The sequence below is a fragment of the Bradyrhizobium sp. 197 genome (genome assembly GCF_023073375.1).
GTDB lineage: Bacteria > Pseudomonadota > Alphaproteobacteria > Rhizobiales > Xanthobacteraceae > Bradyrhizobium.
The window spans coordinates 30,399-45,425 of record NZ_JADPJJ010000189.1 but is presented as its reverse complement, the minus strand read 5'-3'; the positions used below and the strand labels follow the sequence as shown (position 1 = coordinate 45,425).

General features: G+C 65.7%; 15 protein-coding genes. 10 read left to right on the top strand and 5 right to left on the bottom strand.

From position 1 onward, the window contains the following. Positions 1-69: 69 nt before the first annotated feature. Together grpE and hrcA are read right to left on the bottom strand one after the other, a co-directional pair. Positions 70-675 carry a nucleotide exchange factor GrpE gene (grpE, locus tag IVB27_RS41360; protein ID WP_247448264.1) on the bottom strand — a complete coding sequence of 202 codons (606 nt, stop codon included), beginning with the start codon at positions 673-675 and terminating at the stop codon, positions 70-72. A 95-nt stretch (positions 676-770) separates the two neighbouring features. Further along, positions 771-1,859 (bottom strand): heat-inducible transcriptional repressor HrcA, encoded by a 1,089-nt coding sequence (gene hrcA, locus IVB27_RS41355; protein WP_247352636.1) that lies wholly within the window; start codon positions 1,857-1,859, stop codon positions 771-773. A gap of 181 nt (positions 1,860-2,040) precedes the next feature. Here hrcA and rph point away from each other — a divergent pair, with 181 nt between their 5' ends. The 3 genes from rph to hemW are packed head-to-tail and all read left to right on the top strand — an operon-like array spanning position 2,041 to position 4,542. Continuing rightward, entirely contained in the window at positions 2,041-2,754 is a 714-nt protein-coding gene (rph, locus tag IVB27_RS41350) for a ribonuclease PH (protein ID WP_247352635.1), read from the top strand. A gap of 11 nt (positions 2,755-2,765) precedes the next feature. Then, positions 2,766-3,401, top strand: coding sequence for an RdgB/HAM1 family non-canonical purine NTP pyrophosphatase (rdgB, locus tag IVB27_RS41345; RefSeq protein WP_247448263.1), 636 nt, complete (start codon positions 2,766-2,768; stop codon positions 3,399-3,401). Beyond that, positions 3,388-4,542, top strand: coding sequence for a radical SAM family heme chaperone HemW (hemW, locus tag IVB27_RS41340; protein ID WP_247448262.1), 1,155 nt, complete (start codon positions 3,388-3,390; stop codon positions 4,540-4,542). The genes rdgB and hemW overlap by 14 nt, the downstream gene beginning before the upstream one ends. Before the next feature lie 606 nt (positions 4,543-5,148). On the opposite strand, the gene IVB27_RS41335 is transcribed toward hemW, so the two are convergent. Continuing rightward, on the bottom strand, positions 5,149-6,414 hold the full coding sequence (locus IVB27_RS41335; protein WP_247448261.1) for a penicillin-binding protein activator: 1,266 nt from the start codon (positions 6,412-6,414) through the stop codon (positions 5,149-5,151). 337 nt (positions 6,415-6,751) lie between these two features. On the opposite strand from IVB27_RS41335, the gene rsmI reads away from it, so the two are divergent. The 7 genes from rsmI to IVB27_RS41300 all read left to right on the top strand — a co-directional run bounded on the left by rsmI (position 6,752) and on the right by IVB27_RS41300 (position 13,784). Then, complete coding sequence (gene rsmI / locus IVB27_RS41330; protein ID WP_247448260.1) at positions 6,752-7,702, top strand: 16S rRNA (cytidine(1402)-2'-O)-methyltransferase; 951 nt, start codon at positions 6,752-6,754, stop codon at positions 7,700-7,702. Next, a complete protein-coding gene (locus tag IVB27_RS41325) occupies positions 7,689-8,090 on the top strand; it encodes a YraN family protein (protein ID WP_247448259.1) in 402 nt (133 codons plus the stop codon). Before rsmI ends, IVB27_RS41325 begins: the two co-directional genes overlap by 14 nt. A gap of 10 nt (positions 8,091-8,100) precedes the next feature. Next, positions 8,101-9,045 carry a glutathione synthase gene (gshB, locus tag IVB27_RS41320; RefSeq protein ID WP_247448258.1) on the top strand — a complete coding sequence of 315 codons (945 nt, stop codon included), beginning with the start codon at positions 8,101-8,103 and terminating at the stop codon, positions 9,043-9,045. A 309-nt stretch (positions 9,046-9,354) separates the two neighbouring features. Then, positions 9,355-10,179: a Flp pilus assembly protein CpaB gene (cpaB, locus tag IVB27_RS41315; RefSeq protein WP_247448257.1), complete on the top strand. Its 825-nt coding sequence runs from the start codon at positions 9,355-9,357 to the stop codon at positions 10,177-10,179. Between the two features lie 10 nt (positions 10,180-10,189). Further along, positions 10,190-11,707: a type II and III secretion system protein family protein gene (locus IVB27_RS41310; protein WP_247448277.1), complete on the top strand. Its 1,518-nt coding sequence runs from the start codon at positions 10,190-10,192 to the stop codon at positions 11,705-11,707. Positions 11,708-11,763: 56 nt separating this feature from the next. After that, a complete protein-coding gene (locus IVB27_RS41305) occupies positions 11,764-12,498 on the top strand; it encodes a CpaD family pilus assembly protein (protein WP_247448256.1) in 735 nt (244 codons plus the stop codon). Then, entirely contained in the window at positions 12,495-13,784 is a 1,290-nt protein-coding gene (locus tag IVB27_RS41300; protein WP_247448255.1) for a CpaE/TadZ family protein, read from the top strand. Before IVB27_RS41305 ends, IVB27_RS41300 begins: the two co-directional genes overlap by 4 nt. A gap of 75 nt (positions 13,785-13,859) precedes the next feature. Here the strand turns inward: IVB27_RS41300 and IVB27_RS41295 are convergent, their stop codons facing one another. After that, positions 13,860-14,645 (bottom strand): tetratricopeptide repeat protein, encoded by a 786-nt coding sequence (locus tag IVB27_RS41295; RefSeq protein ID WP_247448254.1) that lies wholly within the window; start codon positions 14,643-14,645, stop codon positions 13,860-13,862. 136 nt (positions 14,646-14,781) lie between these two features. Continuing rightward, positions 14,782-15,027 (bottom strand): PilZ domain-containing protein, encoded by a 246-nt coding sequence (locus IVB27_RS41290; RefSeq protein WP_247352615.1) that lies wholly within the window; start codon positions 15,025-15,027, stop codon positions 14,782-14,784.

Below are 15,027 nucleotides of genomic sequence, written 5' to 3'. Positions count from 1 at the left end.
AGAGCTGCAAGCCCCTCATCCCGAGGCGCGCTTCTCCGCGCGCGTCTCCTCAACCGCGGGGATTGAGAGCTAAACCGGCTCGTTGCTGTTGGCGGCGGGCACGGCCTTCGCGCCGCCCTTGGCGACACCGACCAAAGCGGGGCGCAGCACGCGCTCGCCGATGGTATAGCCGGCCTGCATCACCTGCACGACGGTGCCCGCGGGCACCGACGCGTCGGGAACCTCAAACATCGCCTGCTGGAAGTTCGGGTCGAACTTCTGCCCCGAGGGGTCGAACTTCTTCACGCCGTGTTTTTCCAGCGCGTTGAGCAGCGAGCGCTCGGTCAGCTCGACGCCCTCGATCAGCGAAGCCAGGCCGGGATCGGCCGCCGCACGGGCATCGGCCGGAACGGCATCGAGCGCGCGCTGGAGGTTGTCGGCGATATCGAGCACGTCACGGGCAAAGCCGGTGACGCCGTAGAGCTTGGAGTCAGCGACCTCCTTGGCGGTGCGCTTGCGCAAATTTTCCATCTCGGCCAGCGTCCGCAGCATGCGGTCGCGCGCCTCGGCGGCTTCCTTCTGCAAAAGCTCGACCGAGCCGGGCTCGGGATCGTCCGGCATGATGTAGGGTTTTGACACCACGGGCTCGGGCGTCACAGCGGCCGCGTCTTCGGGTTGCCGGTCTCGATCGGTCATCGGCTCTCTTCTCAAACGTCTCAGGGATTTTCTCGCCCGGATATCGTGCTTCGGACGGCGAAAATCAAGCGCCCGTGATCGGCCCAAGGCGCCGGTCAGCCCCCCAGGAGGCGGCTGACGATGCGGGCGGCGTAGTCCACGGTCGGGATCACACGGGCATAATTCAGCCGTGTCGGCCCGATTACGCCCAGAACGCCGACAATATGGCCGGCGGCATCCCGATAGGGCGAGATGATGGTGGAAGAGCCCGACAGCGAGAACAGCTTGTTCTCACTCCCGATGAAGATCCGCACGCCTTCCGCGGTCTCGGCCCGGCCGAGCAGGTCGATCACGCCGCGCTTGGTTTCGAGATCGTCGAACAGCAGGCGAACGCGCTCCAGATCCTCCAGCGCATGCAAATCTTCGAGCAAATTGGCGTGGCCGCGGACGATGAGCTGGCGGTCCTCGCTCTCGCCGCCGGACCAGCTGGCGATACCGGCGGAAATCACCTTTTGCGTGAGCTGATCGAGCTCGGCGCGGGCCTCTCCGAGTGCGGTCTCGAGCTCGAGCCGCGCCTCGGCCAGGGTCCGGCCGCGGATCCGCGCGTTGAGGAAATTGCCGGCCTCGGTGAGTGCCGAGGAGGGAACCCCGAGCGGCAGCACCAGCACGCGGTTTTCAACCTGGCCATCCTCGCCGACCAGGATCACCAGCGCCTTCTCCGGTTCCAGGCGGACGAATTCGATGTGTTTGAGCCGCGCATTGGATTTTGGCGTCAGCACCACCGCGGCGGCGCGCGTGAGGCCGGAGAGCCGCGTCAGCGCCTCCTCCAGCGCGGCCTCGACTGATTGCGCCTGCCCGACGGAGGTGAGCTGGCTCTGGATCGCCTGCCGCTCGGCCTCGGTGAGGTCGCCGACCTGCATCAGGGCATCGACGAAGAAGCGCAGGCCGAGTTCCGTCGGCAGCCGGCCGGCGGAGGTATGCGGGGCATAGATCAGGCCGAGCTGTTCCAGATCGGCCATGACGTTGCGGACCGAGGCCGGCGACAGCGGCATGGCGATCAGGCGCGAAATATTGCGCGAGCCCACCGGCTCCCCGGTCGCGAGATAGCTTTCGACAATTTGACGAAAGATGTCGCGGGAACGCTCGTTGAGCTGGGCGAGACCCGCGCGCGGCGCGATCAGATGGATCGGATCGTGATGGGCCACAGACGGTAACTCCTCTCGGATGCACGTAATTTGTCTATCCCGGGCGCTTCTGACAAGCGTGGCGTTCGCGGATCGAAAATCGGGGGTGAATAAGGTCTCGATCTTCCCCCTTGCCGCCCACCCTCACCCCACCTACAAGCACCGCGAACAGCCCTTTTCCGAGAGTTTTGGAGGATTTCCCATGCGGCCAAGCCGCCGTGCGCCCGACGAATTGCGCCCCGTGACGCTGGAGCGCGGCGTGGTCAAATATGCGGAAGGCTCGTGCCTGGTAAAATTCGGCGACACCCATGTGCTGGTCACCGCCACGCTGGAAGACCGTCTGCCACCATGGCTGAAGGGCCAGGGCCGCGGCTGGGTCACCGCCGAATACGGCATGCTGCCGCGCGCGACCTCGGAACGCACCCGCCGCGAGGCCTCCGCTGGAAAGCAGAGCGGCCGCACCGTGGAAATTCAGCGCCTGATCGGCCGTGCGCTTCGCACCATCATCAATCTCGAAGCGCTGGGTGAGCGCCAGATCACGGTCGATTGCGACGTGCTCCAGGCCGATGGCGGCACCCGCACGGCCTCGATCACCGGTGCCTGGGTCGCGCTTGCCGATTGCGTCAACTGGATGAAGGCGCGCAACATGGTCAAGGCCAACGTGTTGCGCGACAACGTCGCCGCGATCTCCTGCGGCATCTACAAAGGCACGCCCGTGCTCGACCTCGACTATGCCGAGGATTCGGAAGCCGACACCGACGCCAATTTCGTCATGACGGGCGATGGCCGCATCATCGAAGTCCAGGGCACTGCGGAACGCGAGCCGTTCACGGAAGCCGAGTTGCTGGCGCTGATGGCGCTGGCGCGCAAGGGCGTCGCGCGTCTCGTGGACTTGCAGAAACTGGCGGTAGCGTAGTCAATAAGCCGATGCATCGCCGAATCACCGGAAAGCTCGTCATCGCGACCCACAATCCCGGCAAGCTCGCCGAGATGAAGGAGCTGCTCGCGCCTTACGGCGTCGAGGCGGTGTCGGCCGGCGAGCTCGGCCTTCCCGAGCCGGAAGAAACCGGCAACGATTTCCGCAGCAATGCTGCGATCAAGGCGATCGCGGCAGCCCAAGCGACGAAGCTCCCGTCTTTCGCCGATGATTCCGGCATCGTGGTCGACGCGCTCGATGGCGCGCCGGGCATCTACTCAGCGCGCTGGGCCGGTCCGAGCAAGGATTTTGCCGCGGCGATGGCGCAGATCGAACGGCTGTTGCAGGAGCGCGGCGCGACCACGCCCGACAAGCGCAAGGCGCACTTCGTTTCCGCGCTCTGCGTCGCATGGCCCGACGATCATCTCGAAGAGGTCGAGGCGCGCGTCGACGGCACGCTGGTGTGGCCGCCGCGCGGCACCGCCGGCTTCGGCTACGACCCGATGTTCTTGCCCGACGGCCACAGCCGCACCTTCGGCGAGATGGAGAGCATCGAGAAGCACGGCCTGCCGCCGCTCGGTCTTGGTCTGTCGCATCGTGCCCGCGCCTTCGTGAAACTGGCGGAGATCTGCCTTGAACCGCGCTAAGGAAGCCTTCGGCGTCTACGTGCACTGGCCGTTCTGCCTGTCGAAGTGCCCCTATTGCGACTTCAACAGCCATGTCCGCCACGTTGCGATCGACGAAGCGCGTTTTGCGGCAGCATTCGCGCGTGAGATCGAAACGACCGCGCAACGTTCGCCCGGTCGCGAGGTCACCTCGATCTTTCTCGGCGGCGGCACGCCATCGCTGATGCAGCCTGCGACCGTCGGCGCTGTGCTCGACGCCATCGGCAAGCACTGGGCTGTGGCGAAAGACGTCGAAGTCACGCTGGAGGCAAACCCGACCAGCGTCGAAGCCACGCGCTTTGCCGGTTATCGCGCCGCCGGCGTCAACCGTGTCTCGCTCGGCGTGCAGGCGCTCGACGATGCCTCACTGAAAGCACTGGGCCGCATGCACAGTGCGCGCGAGGCACTCGATGCCGTCGCCATCGCGCGCCGCTCGTTCGATCGTTATTCGTTCGATCTGATCTACGCCCGTCCCGACCAGACGCCGGGGATGTGGGCCGATGAACTGCGTCTCGCGATCGACGAAGCGGCCGAGCACCTGTCGCTCTATCAATTGACGATCGAAGAAGGCACGCCGTTCTTTGGCCTGCATCAGGCCGGCAAGCTGAAGACGCCGGATGAAGCGGTCGCACGCGCGCTTTACGACGTCACCCAGGAGACCTGCGACAAGCTCGGCCTGCCCGCCTACGAGATCTCAAATCATGCGCGGCCGGGCGCCGAGTGCCGGCACAATCTGGTCTACTGGCGCGGCGAGGAATATGCCGGCGTCGGCCCCGGCGCCCATGGCCGGCTCGACATCGACGGTATCAGGCACGCCACCGCCACCGAGAAGCGCCCCGAAGCCTGGCTGATGCGGGTCGAGACCAACGGCCACGGCATTGTCACCGACGATCTCCTCAACAGCGAAGAGCGCTCCGACGAATTCCTGCTGATGGGATTGCGCCTTGCAGAAGGCATTGACCCCGAGCGCTACAGGGCTCTCTCCGGCCGCTCGCTCGATCCCAAGCGCATCACGCTGCTGCGCGAAGAAGGCGCGATCACGGTGGATGCAACGGGGCGTCTGCGCGTCACGAGCAGCGGATTCCCGGTGCTGGACGCGGTGGTTGCGGATCTGGCGGCGTAGCGAGTTCTCGTAAGGTGGATTACGCCTCGGCTAACCTACCAACTTCGTCCAGCGTGCGCGGAAGTATGGTCGGTTAGGCCTTCGGTTGGGGTTATGTCGCGCGGTGGCTTGTGCGGCTTCGGCTCCATCTTGAGGATCCGCTTCAAGACCTCGTCCCGAGACGGATTGTCCTGATTCCCTGCTTCTTATCCGTCAAGGTACGGCCTCCCCTTGGGGAAAAGCGGGACGGACACAGGAATCCTTGCCATTAGCGTGGACTCCGGAACAGCGACGCCCCACCATTGACCCTGCGATTCGGATCCATCCGATTCACAACGTGGAGGGGAGCCGGTCTTCCGCCAAGTCGACCCGGCTCTCCCACTGGCGATCCCTGACCTAGGGGACCATCTGATCAAAGGCCGTCCGGTTTCCACCCCGGGCGGTCTTTGTGTTTTCAGCAGGGGCTCGAATCACGGGCTTCAGCCTGACTGAAATCACGTACACACTACGCACAGTAGGATTCCTCCTACAAGACGCATGAGGACACACAGTCCTCAAACAACGGGGACAAAACTAACGCGCCGGCCTGTCACGCGGTTCAAAAATACCGCACGCAAACCTGGTACGTTACGCCCCAAAACTCTTCGGCGAGCCCGCGACGGCCACGCCGCCGCCGGTCGTCACCTTCATCACCGCAAGCCCGCGCTCGTTCGTCCCATCGGCGCGGAAGCGGAACAGGCCGTCGATGCCGGCAAAGCCGGAGGGATTGGTGAGCACGTCGGACGAGAAGCGCGTCGTGCCTTGTGTGCGCGCCAGCGCGGCGACGAGGGCGACCGCGTCATAGGCGAGCGTTGCGGTACGCACCGGCTCGGCGCCGTATTTGGTGCGATAGCGGCCGGAGAAGGCGCGGAAGCCGGCCGGGTCCGGAGCGGCGTAGAGGCCGCCTTGCAAGCTTGGGCTGGCATAGACGCGCGGACCGTCCCACAGGCCGGTGCCGAGCAGCTGGATATTGCGCAGATTTGCACCCGCCGCGGTCATCGCATCGGCGACTGCGACCACGGCGTCGCCGTCATCGGCGATGAACAACGCATCGGCGCTGCCGAGTTGCTGCGCCACGGTCCGGGCCGGCGTCGCGCGATCGGCGCCGTATTTCTCGAACGCGACGATGCGCCCGCCGCGGCGCGGCACTGCCGCCTTCACCGCGGCCTCGACCACATTGCCATAGGCATTGTCTGGCACGAGTACGGCGACGGCGCGCTTTCCGATGCCGGCAGAATATTCGACGATGCGGTTGACGTCGGATTCCGGCAGGAAACTCAGCAGATAAACGCCGCGGCCGGCGATGCTGGAGTCGGTCGAGAACGCGATCACCGAGATGCCGCGCGTGCGCGCGATCTGGGCCACCGCAGGCACGGACTGCGCGAACAGCGGTCCCAGGATGATCTCGGCGCCCTCATCGACCGCCTGCTGCGCGCTCGCCTGCGCGCCCTGCGGGCTGCCATTGTCGTCCTTGATCAGGAGCTGGATGTTGGGATTCTGGAACTCGGCCAGCGCCATCTCGGCGGCGTTGCGCATCGACTGCGCGGCAAGACCCGCATTGCCGGCCGCCGAGAGCGGCAGGATCACGGCGACCTTCACCCCGCCGGTGCCGGCGGTCGTTGCCTGTTGCGGCGGGCCTGCCGGCTGAGCAGGAGGCTGGGAGGAACTGCTGAACGGACTGGAGAACTGGCTCAGGCTCTGCTGGACGCCGGCGCAGGCCGACAGCAGCGGCGTGCCGAGCAACAGGCCGAGCGCGCTCCGCCGGGTCGCCCCTGATATCAGGGGCGATATCAGAGGCCCCTGAACGGGAGGCTCCTCCGAAAAGGAAGATCTGGGATCACGCGGGCCCGTCATAGCAGCTTCTCTTCTGACCGACCGTCGCCGGCCGGTCACGACATTCTTTCCACGACACAAGCCGTGGATTCAGGCATATTGTCGGCAAATAGTTAACTCAAACAAAAGGATAATGACCGCTTAACGCGGCTCAACCTTAAAGTCCTGGCTAGCTGTCCACCGCCGCCACCCAGCATCAAGGCGGCGTTTCCGCCGTGAATATGGCGCTGACGCTTCATTCCCTCTGGAATGTGATGCCGGATGGATCACATTCCAGTCCTTCCTCGCCCCTCACCCAAGCGATCTTTTCCGAGGACCGGTTCCCAGCCCCTGGGATCATGCCTAAGTTCGATTCATCATGCGCGCAAAGCCGTCCCCGATAAATACACCTGAGACTACGGAACCCGCCTCGCGCGGTTTCTCCATCGACGCCCATCGTCTTGCGGCGCCGAAGGCCGCGCCGGGCCTGCATTTGGTCGCGACCCCCATCGGCAATCTTGGCGACATCACGCTGCGGGCGCTGCAGACCCTCGCCGGGGTCGATGTCATCGCCTGCGAGGACACCCGCATCACGCGGCGTCTGACCGAGCGCTACGCCATTGCGGCGCAGCTCAAGCAATATCACGAGCACAACGCCGAAGCGGCCCGTCCAAAAATCCTGGAGGCGCTGGGGCAGGGCGGCTCCATCGCGCTGGTGTCGGACGCCGGCACGCCGCTGATCTCGGATCCCGGCTTCAAGCTGGTGCGCGAGGTCTGCGCCGCCGGCCACGCGGTCTACGCGCTGCCCGGCCCGTCCTCGGTGCTGGCGGCGTTGTCGGTCGCCGCGCTGCCGACCGACCGCTTCTTCTTCGAGGGTTTCTTGCCGTCGAAATCGGCCGCGCGACGATCGCGCCTGGCCGAACTCGCGCGCATCGATGCGACGCTGGTGATGTTCGACTCCGGCAACCGCATGCAGGACACGCTCGCGGAGCTCGCCGAGATCATGGGGACCCGCGAAGCCGCGATCTGCCGCGAGCTGACGAAACTGCACGAGGAGATTTCGCGCGCGACGCTGCAGGAGCTGGCGCGCGACGCCGACACGCTGGAGACGCGCGGCGAATTCGTGCTGGTGATCGCTCCGCCCGCGCCGGATGCCGAGATGCTGACATCGGATGCGCTCGACGACGTCCTGCGCGAGCAGCTTGCCGCGCACAGCGTCAAGGACGCGGTGGCGCACGCGGTCGCGCTCTCGGGCCGGCCGCGCCGCGAGGTTTATGCCCGCGCGCTCGCGCTTGCCAAAGACCTGCGGGGCGGCGATGGCGAAGAATGAGGTCCCGGCGGAACCGAAGGTCGCCTCGCCCGAGCGCGTCGCCGCGTTCCGCACCGGCATCTCCGCGGAAAGCCGCGCCGCAGCCTATCTGATGGCCAAGGGCTACCGCATCCTCGCCAAACGCTACCGCACACCGCATGGCGAGATCGATATCGTGGCGCGCCGCCGCGATTTGATCGCCTTCGTCGAGGTCAAGGCGCGCGCGACGCTGGACGACGCCGCCTTCGCCGTGACGCCGCGCCAGCAGGAGCGCATCATCAATGCCGCGCAAGGCTGGCTTGTCGCGCATCCCGAGCATGCGGAATTTGAAATGCGATTCGATGCCATGCTGATTGCGCCGCGGTCACTTCCACGCCATGTGTTGGCGGCATTCGACGCCTCGACCTGAAAGGCAGACCATGAAACTGAACGTCGCCGTCCAGATGGATCCCATCGCCCGCATCAACATCAAGGGCGATTCCACCTTTGCGCTGCTGCTGGAGGCGCAGAAGCGCGGCCACGGCCTGTCCTATTACACGCCCGACAAGCTCTCGATGGTCGGCGAGGAGATCGTCGCTCCCGTCCAGCTGCTCACCGTGCGCGACGAGCCCGGCAATCACTTCACCCTGGGCGAGCCCCGGCGCGAGGCGCTCAACGGCTTCGACGTGGTGCTGCTGCGCCAGGACCCGCCGTTCGACCTCGCCTACATCACCTCAACCCACCTTCTCGAACGCATCCATCCGAAGACACTCGTCGTCAACGATCCCGCCTCGGTGCGCAATGCGCCGGAAAAGCTGCTCGTGATGAACTTTCCGCAGCTGATGCCGCCGACGCTGATCTCGCGCGACATGGACGAGATCAACGCTTTTCGCGACAAGAACGGCGCCGTCGTCATGAAGCCGCTGCACGGCCACGGCGGCGCGGCGGTATTCCGCGTGATGCCCCAGGACATGAATTTCGGGTCGCTGTTCGACATGTTCTCGGTGACCTTCAGGGAGCCCTGGGTGATCCAGCAGTTCATCCCCGAGGTGAAGCACGGCGACAAGCGCATCATCCTGATCAACGGCGAGTTCGCCGGCGCGGTGAACCGCGTCCCGGCCGCAGACGACCTCCGCTCGAACATGGTGCGCGGAGGCGCAGCGCAGGAGACCGAGCTCACGCCGCGCGAGCGCGAGATCTGCGCCACCGTCGGGCCGGCGCTGCGCGAGCGCGGGCTGTTGTTCGTCGGCATCGACGTCATCAACGGCAACCTCACCGAGATCAACGTGACCTCGCCAACCGGCATTCGCGCGATTGCAAATCTCGGCGGCCCCGACGTTGCGGCAAAACTCTGGGACGTCATCGAGCAGAAGCGGGCGAAGTAGGCACGGGTGCGTAGCCTGGAGTGAAGAGAAATCCGGGCTACGCACCGCGCACGCTGCTCCGCGCGCACACCACTAACCACCCATTCACCATGACGCCGCGCGCATCATTCGAACGCGTGGGCCGCTGCGTGAAACTACGGAGCTAGTGGCCGACCGGCTAACGCGACGTTCACCATCTGCCGAAAGACCGCAGCGCCGCCCGCGCTCACATTCGGCCTCGCAACACCCCTTATACTTTTACTGCCTACTCATCGACGTCGGGGAACCCGCCAGGTGCGGTTCGAGTGCCCCGCGTAAGAGTAGAGGCGTATGAACACCGCACGCATTGTCGTTCTCGTCATCGCGCTGGGCGCCGGCGGCGTCGCTGCGTATCTGGCGAGCGGCTATGAGAACAGGCCCGCGCCCGCTCTCCCCGTCGCCGAGAAGCTGCCGACGGTCGAGGTCCTGGTCGCCAAGAACGACATCCAACTCGGCCAGGCCGTGAAGCCCGATGACATGCAATGGCAGGTCTGGCCGGCGGCGACCGCGAGCAGCGCCTTCATCCGGCGCGACAACAGGCCCGAGGCGCAGACCCAGATCGCAGGTTCGATCGCGCGCGTGCCGTTGATGCAAGGCGAGCCGATCCGCGAGCAGAAGCTGGTCAAGGCCGAAGGCTCCGGCTTCATGGCCGCGATCCTGCCGTCGGGCATGCGCGCCGTCTCCACCGAACTCTCAGCCGAGACCGGCGCCGGCGGCTTCATCCTGCCGAATGACCGCGTCGACGTCGTGCTGACCCGCCGCCTGAAGAATCCCGACGGCGCGAACAACAGCAACGGCCCGACCGGCGGTAACGACCTCGTCCTGTCCGAGGTCATCCTGACCAATATCCGCGTGCTCGCGATCGACCAGGCGCCGAAGGAAAAGGACGGCCAGAACGCCGTCGTCGGCAAGACCGTCACGCTCGAGCTCAGGCCCGACCAGGTCGCCACGCTATCGGCCGCGCGTCAGAGCGGCACGCTGTCGCTCGCGCTGCGCAGCATCGTCGATGCCAACTCGGTCGACGGCACGCCCGAGGACCAGGCGATCAAGCGTCCCGGCGGGATCAACGTCATTCGCTACGGCGTGCAGGCGCGGCAACTGACGTCACAGAAGTGATGGGGACATGATGAACTACGGGGATGATCGGACCGGCATGCGCATTCGGGGGAATCGCGCGCGCTCGTTCTGGACGGGGACGATGCTGATCCTGGGGCTCTTCGCAGCCCCCGATATCGTCAGCGCCGCAGATGCGCCGGTCGGCGACCAGGCGCCGATGCAGGCACCGGATCTCGATGTGGCATCGGTCGCGACGATCGCGCCGGCGAGGACGCGCTTCCTGTCGCTCGGCGTCGGCAAATCCGCCGTCATCGACCTGCCGCGCGAGGTCAAGGACGTGCTGGTGGCCGATCCCAAGATCGCCAATGCGGTGATCCGCTCGGCCCAACGCGCCTATATCATCGGCGCACAGGTCGGCCAGACCAACGTCGTGTTCTTCGGCGCCGACGGCCAGCAGGTCGCCGCCTATGACATCGCGGTGAAGCGCGACCTCAACGGCATGCGTGCGGCGCTGCGTCAGTCGCTGCCGGGCGTGCAGATCGAAGGCGTCGGCGACAGCGTGATGCTGACCGGCTCGGTGTCGAGCCCGGTCGAGGCCCAGCAGGCCGGCGACGTCGCCGCGAAGCTGGTCGGCAACTCTGAGAAGGTCGTCAACAACATCGTCGTGCGCGGCCGCGACCAGGTGATGCTCAAGGTCGTCGTCGGCGAAGTGCGCCGCGATATCGTCAAGCAGCTGGGCGTCGATCTCAGCGCCAGCCTGAACGCCGGCACCGCGGTCGTCAACTTCAACAATTCCAACCCGTTCTCGGTCAGCGGCGGACCGATCGTCAGCAACAACGGATTAGGCGTTGCCGGCCTCACCAAGGGCCTCGCGACCGTCAGCGCCACGATGCGCGCGATGGAAAGCGCCGGTGTCATGCGCACGCTCGCCGAACCGAGCCTGACCGCGATCTCCGGCGAATCCGCCACCTTCATCGCCGGCGGCGAATTCCCGATTCCGTCAGGCTATGCCTGCGATCCGGTCACCCACGTCTGTACCACCCAGATCACCTACAAGAAGTTCGGCATCTCCCTGAACTTCACCCCGGTCGTGCTCAGCGAGGGCCGAATCAGCCTGCGCGTGATGACTGAGGTGTCCGAGCTGTCGAGCCAGAGCGCCATCACGGTCACCCAGGCGCTGTCCTCGTCCTCGACCAACTCGATCACCATCCCCTCGATCCAGACCCGACGCGCCGAAACGACGCTGGAAATTCCCTCGGGCGGCTCGATGGCGATGGCCGGCCTGATCCAGCAGCAGACCAAACAGGCGATCAACGGCCTGCCCGGCGTCGACCAGGTGCCGATCCTCGGCGCGCTGTTCCGCAGCCAGGACTTCGTCAACAACGAGACCGAGCTGATGGTGATCGTGACGCCCTATGTGGTGCGCGCGGTGGCCCAGAAGGAATTGTCGCGGCCCGACGACGGCTTCGCGCCGGCGTCTGACGCCCAGACGGCGCTGCTCGGCCGCATGAACCGCCTCTATGGCATCGCGCGCCGCGTCGATCCGATCGCGGGCACGCCCGACGATTTCGGTTTCATCATCGACTGATGACGAACGGACGGCTTGGGGAACGGGGCGAGGGACGGGCAAGAGGGGATGAAGCGATGACGAAAACCATGGCCGATCGACGTCGCAAGTTGAGCGTCGCGCTGGCACTGACGGGACTCTCCGTCATGCTGGGCGCCTGCAACACCACCGGCGAGACCGTCACCCAGACGGTGCCGACCGACTATCGCCAGCGTCACCCGATCGTGGTGCAGGAAGCCAAGAAGTCGATCGTGATCTTCGTCGGCAAGGCTCGCGGCGGTCTCTCGGCCGCACAGCGCTCGGACGTCGCTGGCGTTGCCCGTGACTGGGGCCGCGAAGGCACGGGCTCGGTTGTCGTCGACGTCCCCGTCGACGCCGCGAATTCGCGCGCGGCGGCGGCGACCTATCACGAAATTCGTTCCGTGCTCGCATCCGGCGGCGTACCCTCCCGTGCGATCGTCCAGCATCCTTATCGGCCCGAGGATCCCGGACTGCTGCCCACCATCCGCCTGAGCTATTCCCGGATCGCCGCGGTCGCCGGCCCCTGCGGGCTGTGGCCCGAAGACGTTGGCCCCAGCATCCTCGATCCCGGCTACAACGAGAACCGGCCCTACTTCAATCTGGGCTGCGCCACCCAGCGCAATCTTGCGGCGATGATCGACAATCCGGCCGACCTCGAGCAGCCGCGGTCCGAGACGCCGGCCTATACCGCACGGCGCGACATCGCCTTCGAGCGCTATCGCAAGGGCACGCCGATCGCAACCGCCAATCCAGAGGCCGACAAGGCCAAACTCAGCGACACAGGCAGATGACAAGCGTCCACGACGAAGAAGCGGACGATCCGCAGCACCCCGAGGAACACATTGCGCCGGTTCCTCGCATCTCCGTGCAGGCCTTTTGCGAGACCGCGCAGACGCTCGCCGCGATGACCGCGGCCGGGCAGGATCGCCGTCTTGCCAAGGCACATCTCACCGCCAAGGACGGTGGCCTCGCCGCGGCCATCGAAGTCTATGAAACGATGCCAACGCCGAACGTCATTGTGATCGAATCCGACGGCACGCGTGACATCCTCGAAGGGCTCGACGACCTCGCCGGCGTCTGCGATCCCGGCACCCGTGTGGTCGTGATCGGCAATCCCAACGACACCGCGCCCTATCGCGAGTTGGTCCGCCGCGGCGTCAACGATTATGTGGTGGGACCGGTCGAAACGCTCGACGTCGTCCGCTCGATCTGCAGCCTGTTCTCGGCGTCCGAAACCATCATCACCGGCCGCGTCATCGCGGTGGTCGGCGCCAAGGGTGGCGTCGGCGCCTCCACCGTCGCGCACAATGTGGCTTGGACCATCGCCCGCGACCTCGCGCTTGACTCCGTCGTGATCGATCTCGACCTTGCCTTCGGCACCGCGGGTCTCGACTACAACCAGGACCCGATGCAGGGCATCGCCAATGCGGTGCTGTCGCAGGACCGGCCGGACACGGCGCTGATGGAGCGCCTGCTCGCCAAATGCACCGAGCGGCTCAGCCTGCTCGCCGCGCCCGTAACGCTCGACCGCGTCTACGATTTCGGCGCGGAGGCCTTCGACGCGGTGTTCGACACGCTGCGCATGACCACGCCCTGCATCGTGCTCGACGTTCCCCATCAATGGTCGGGCTGGACGCGGCGTGCGCTGGTCAACGCGGACGACATCGTGATCGTGGCCGAGCCCGATCTTGCGAACCTGCGCAACACCAAGAACATGCTGAACGTGTTGAAGGCGGCGCGGCCGAACGACCGGCCGCCGCTCTACTGCATCAACCAGGTCGGCATGCCGAAGCGGGCGGAGATCGAGGTCAAGGCATTCGCCAAGACCATGGAGAGCCAGCCGATCGCGGTGATCCCGTTCGATTCGAAGCTGTTCTCCACCGCGGCCAACAACGGCCAGATGATTGCGGAGGTCTCCAAAAGCCACCGCACCACCGAGCTGTTCCAGAACATGGCGAACCGCCTCGCCGGGCGCGGCGAGGTGAAGAAGCCGAAGCGCTCGCTGCTCGGACCGCTCCTGAAGAAGCTGAAGGGCATGTCGGGGCGCGGGTCGGCCCCGCATCGCAAGGCGTCGTAAGCGCAAGCGCGCTTTCGAGCGAAGTGGATACCGGTTCGCGTCAAGAAAACACGCCAAGACCAGGCAGTCGGCGGGTTACTTGTCCGCCCGCTGCTGCTTCTTCGCCAGCAACTGCCGCAGCGCCGTGACCTTTTCCGTCGCCTGATCCGGCGGCAGATCGGCCTTCACGATGGTTTCGGCTTCGGCCTGCTTTCCTTCCAGCCCCACCACCAGCGCGAGGTTGGCGCGCACGCGGGAATCGGCGGGGTTGCGCGAATTCGCGCGGCGCAGCGTTTCCTCGGCCCGCGGCAGATTGTTCTGGAGCATGTAGGACAGTCCGAGATTGGACAGCACCGACGGCTCTTCGGGCACGATCTTCAAGGCGGTGGCGTAATATTGCTGCGCCTCCTCGCTGCGGCCGAGCTGATCGAGCGCGGCGCCCTGCGCCGACAGGATGCGCCAGTCTGGATCTTCAGGCGAATGCGCGCGACCGAGGACGTCGAACGCCTGCTGGAAATTGCCGCTGTCGGCGAGCGCGCGGCCATAGCCGGCGAGCACCGCCTTGTTGGTGGAATGCGCGAGCACGGCCTGCTCCAGCACCGCAAGCGCCTGCGCGCGCTGGCCGGTCTGGCGCAGCGCCTTGCCGTATTCGAGTGCGACGTTGGGATCGCCAGGCTTGGCGCGATAGCGCTCACGCAGCGCGTCCATGTCCGGCTTCACGTCCGGCTTGGCGTCGAGCCTGCCGGCCGTTTCCGACTTTCCGCCGAGGGCGCCGGTGATGTCCTCGATGCCTGTGGTCTGACAGCCGCCGAGGGCCAGGATCAGAAGCGCGGAAAACAGAAATCTCGCCGGAGGAGAGGCAACGGACAAACGCTTGGACATACTCTGATCACTCGGCGACTGATCAGAGATGCTTACCGATTAACGCTAAAGTCCCGTTAAGGAAGCGCGCTTCTGTCTATTGTTTGAGCATGATCTTTTCGGAAAACCGCTTCACACTTTTCCGGATCATGCTCGCCTAGTCAGTGAATTCAGCGCCGAACTCGCAGCCGATGCGCCAGCGCAGGCGGCACTGGCGGGAATAGTCGGGCGCGAAGATGATGGTGAATTGCGGCGGCACCTCAAGAAACTCGGCCACCACTTTCACGCCGCCATCCGAGATATCCGTGATCGTGCAATCCCTCGGCAGCGAGCCCGAGCCAAAGTGAATCTTGGCGAGCCGAGTGCAGCCCCGACGTTCGCTTCTCCGGCGATTTGCAAGCAT

Coding starts and splice junctions, on each gene's coding strand:
- IVB27_RS41295 (WP_247448254.1), bottom strand. CDS start 14,645: ATGTCCAAGCGTTTGTCCGTTGCCTCTCCTCCGGCGAGATTTCTGTTT.
- IVB27_RS41325 (WP_247448259.1), top strand. CDS start 7,689: ATGGCGAAGAATGAGGTCCCGGCGGAACCGAAGGTCGCCTCGCCCGAG.
- grpE (WP_247448264.1), bottom strand. CDS start 675: ATGACCGATCGAGACCGGCAACCCGAAGACGCGGCCGCTGTGACGCCC.
- IVB27_RS41300 (WP_247448255.1), top strand. CDS start 12,495: ATGACAAGCGTCCACGACGAAGAAGCGGACGATCCGCAGCACCCCGAG.
- IVB27_RS41305 (WP_247448256.1), top strand. CDS start 11,764: ATGACGAAAACCATGGCCGATCGACGTCGCAAGTTGAGCGTCGCGCTG.
- IVB27_RS41335 (WP_247448261.1), bottom strand. CDS start 6,414: ATGACGGGCCCGCGTGATCCCAGATCTTCCTTTTCGGAGGAGCCTCCC.
- IVB27_RS41310 (WP_247448277.1), top strand. CDS start 10,190: ATGAACTACGGGGATGATCGGACCGGCATGCGCATTCGGGGGAATCGC.
- rph (WP_247352635.1), top strand. CDS start 2,041: ATGCGGCCAAGCCGCCGTGCGCCCGACGAATTGCGCCCCGTGACGCTG.
- rsmI (WP_247448260.1), top strand. CDS start 6,752: ATGCGCGCAAAGCCGTCCCCGATAAATACACCTGAGACTACGGAACCC.
- gshB (WP_247448258.1), top strand. CDS start 8,101: ATGAAACTGAACGTCGCCGTCCAGATGGATCCCATCGCCCGCATCAAC.
- rdgB (WP_247448263.1), top strand. CDS start 2,766: ATGCATCGCCGAATCACCGGAAAGCTCGTCATCGCGACCCACAATCCC.
- IVB27_RS41290 (WP_247352615.1), bottom strand. CDS start 15,027: ATGCTTGCAAATCGCCGGAGAAGCGAACGTCGGGGCTGCACTCGGCTC.
- cpaB (WP_247448257.1), top strand. CDS start 9,355: ATGAACACCGCACGCATTGTCGTTCTCGTCATCGCGCTGGGCGCCGGC.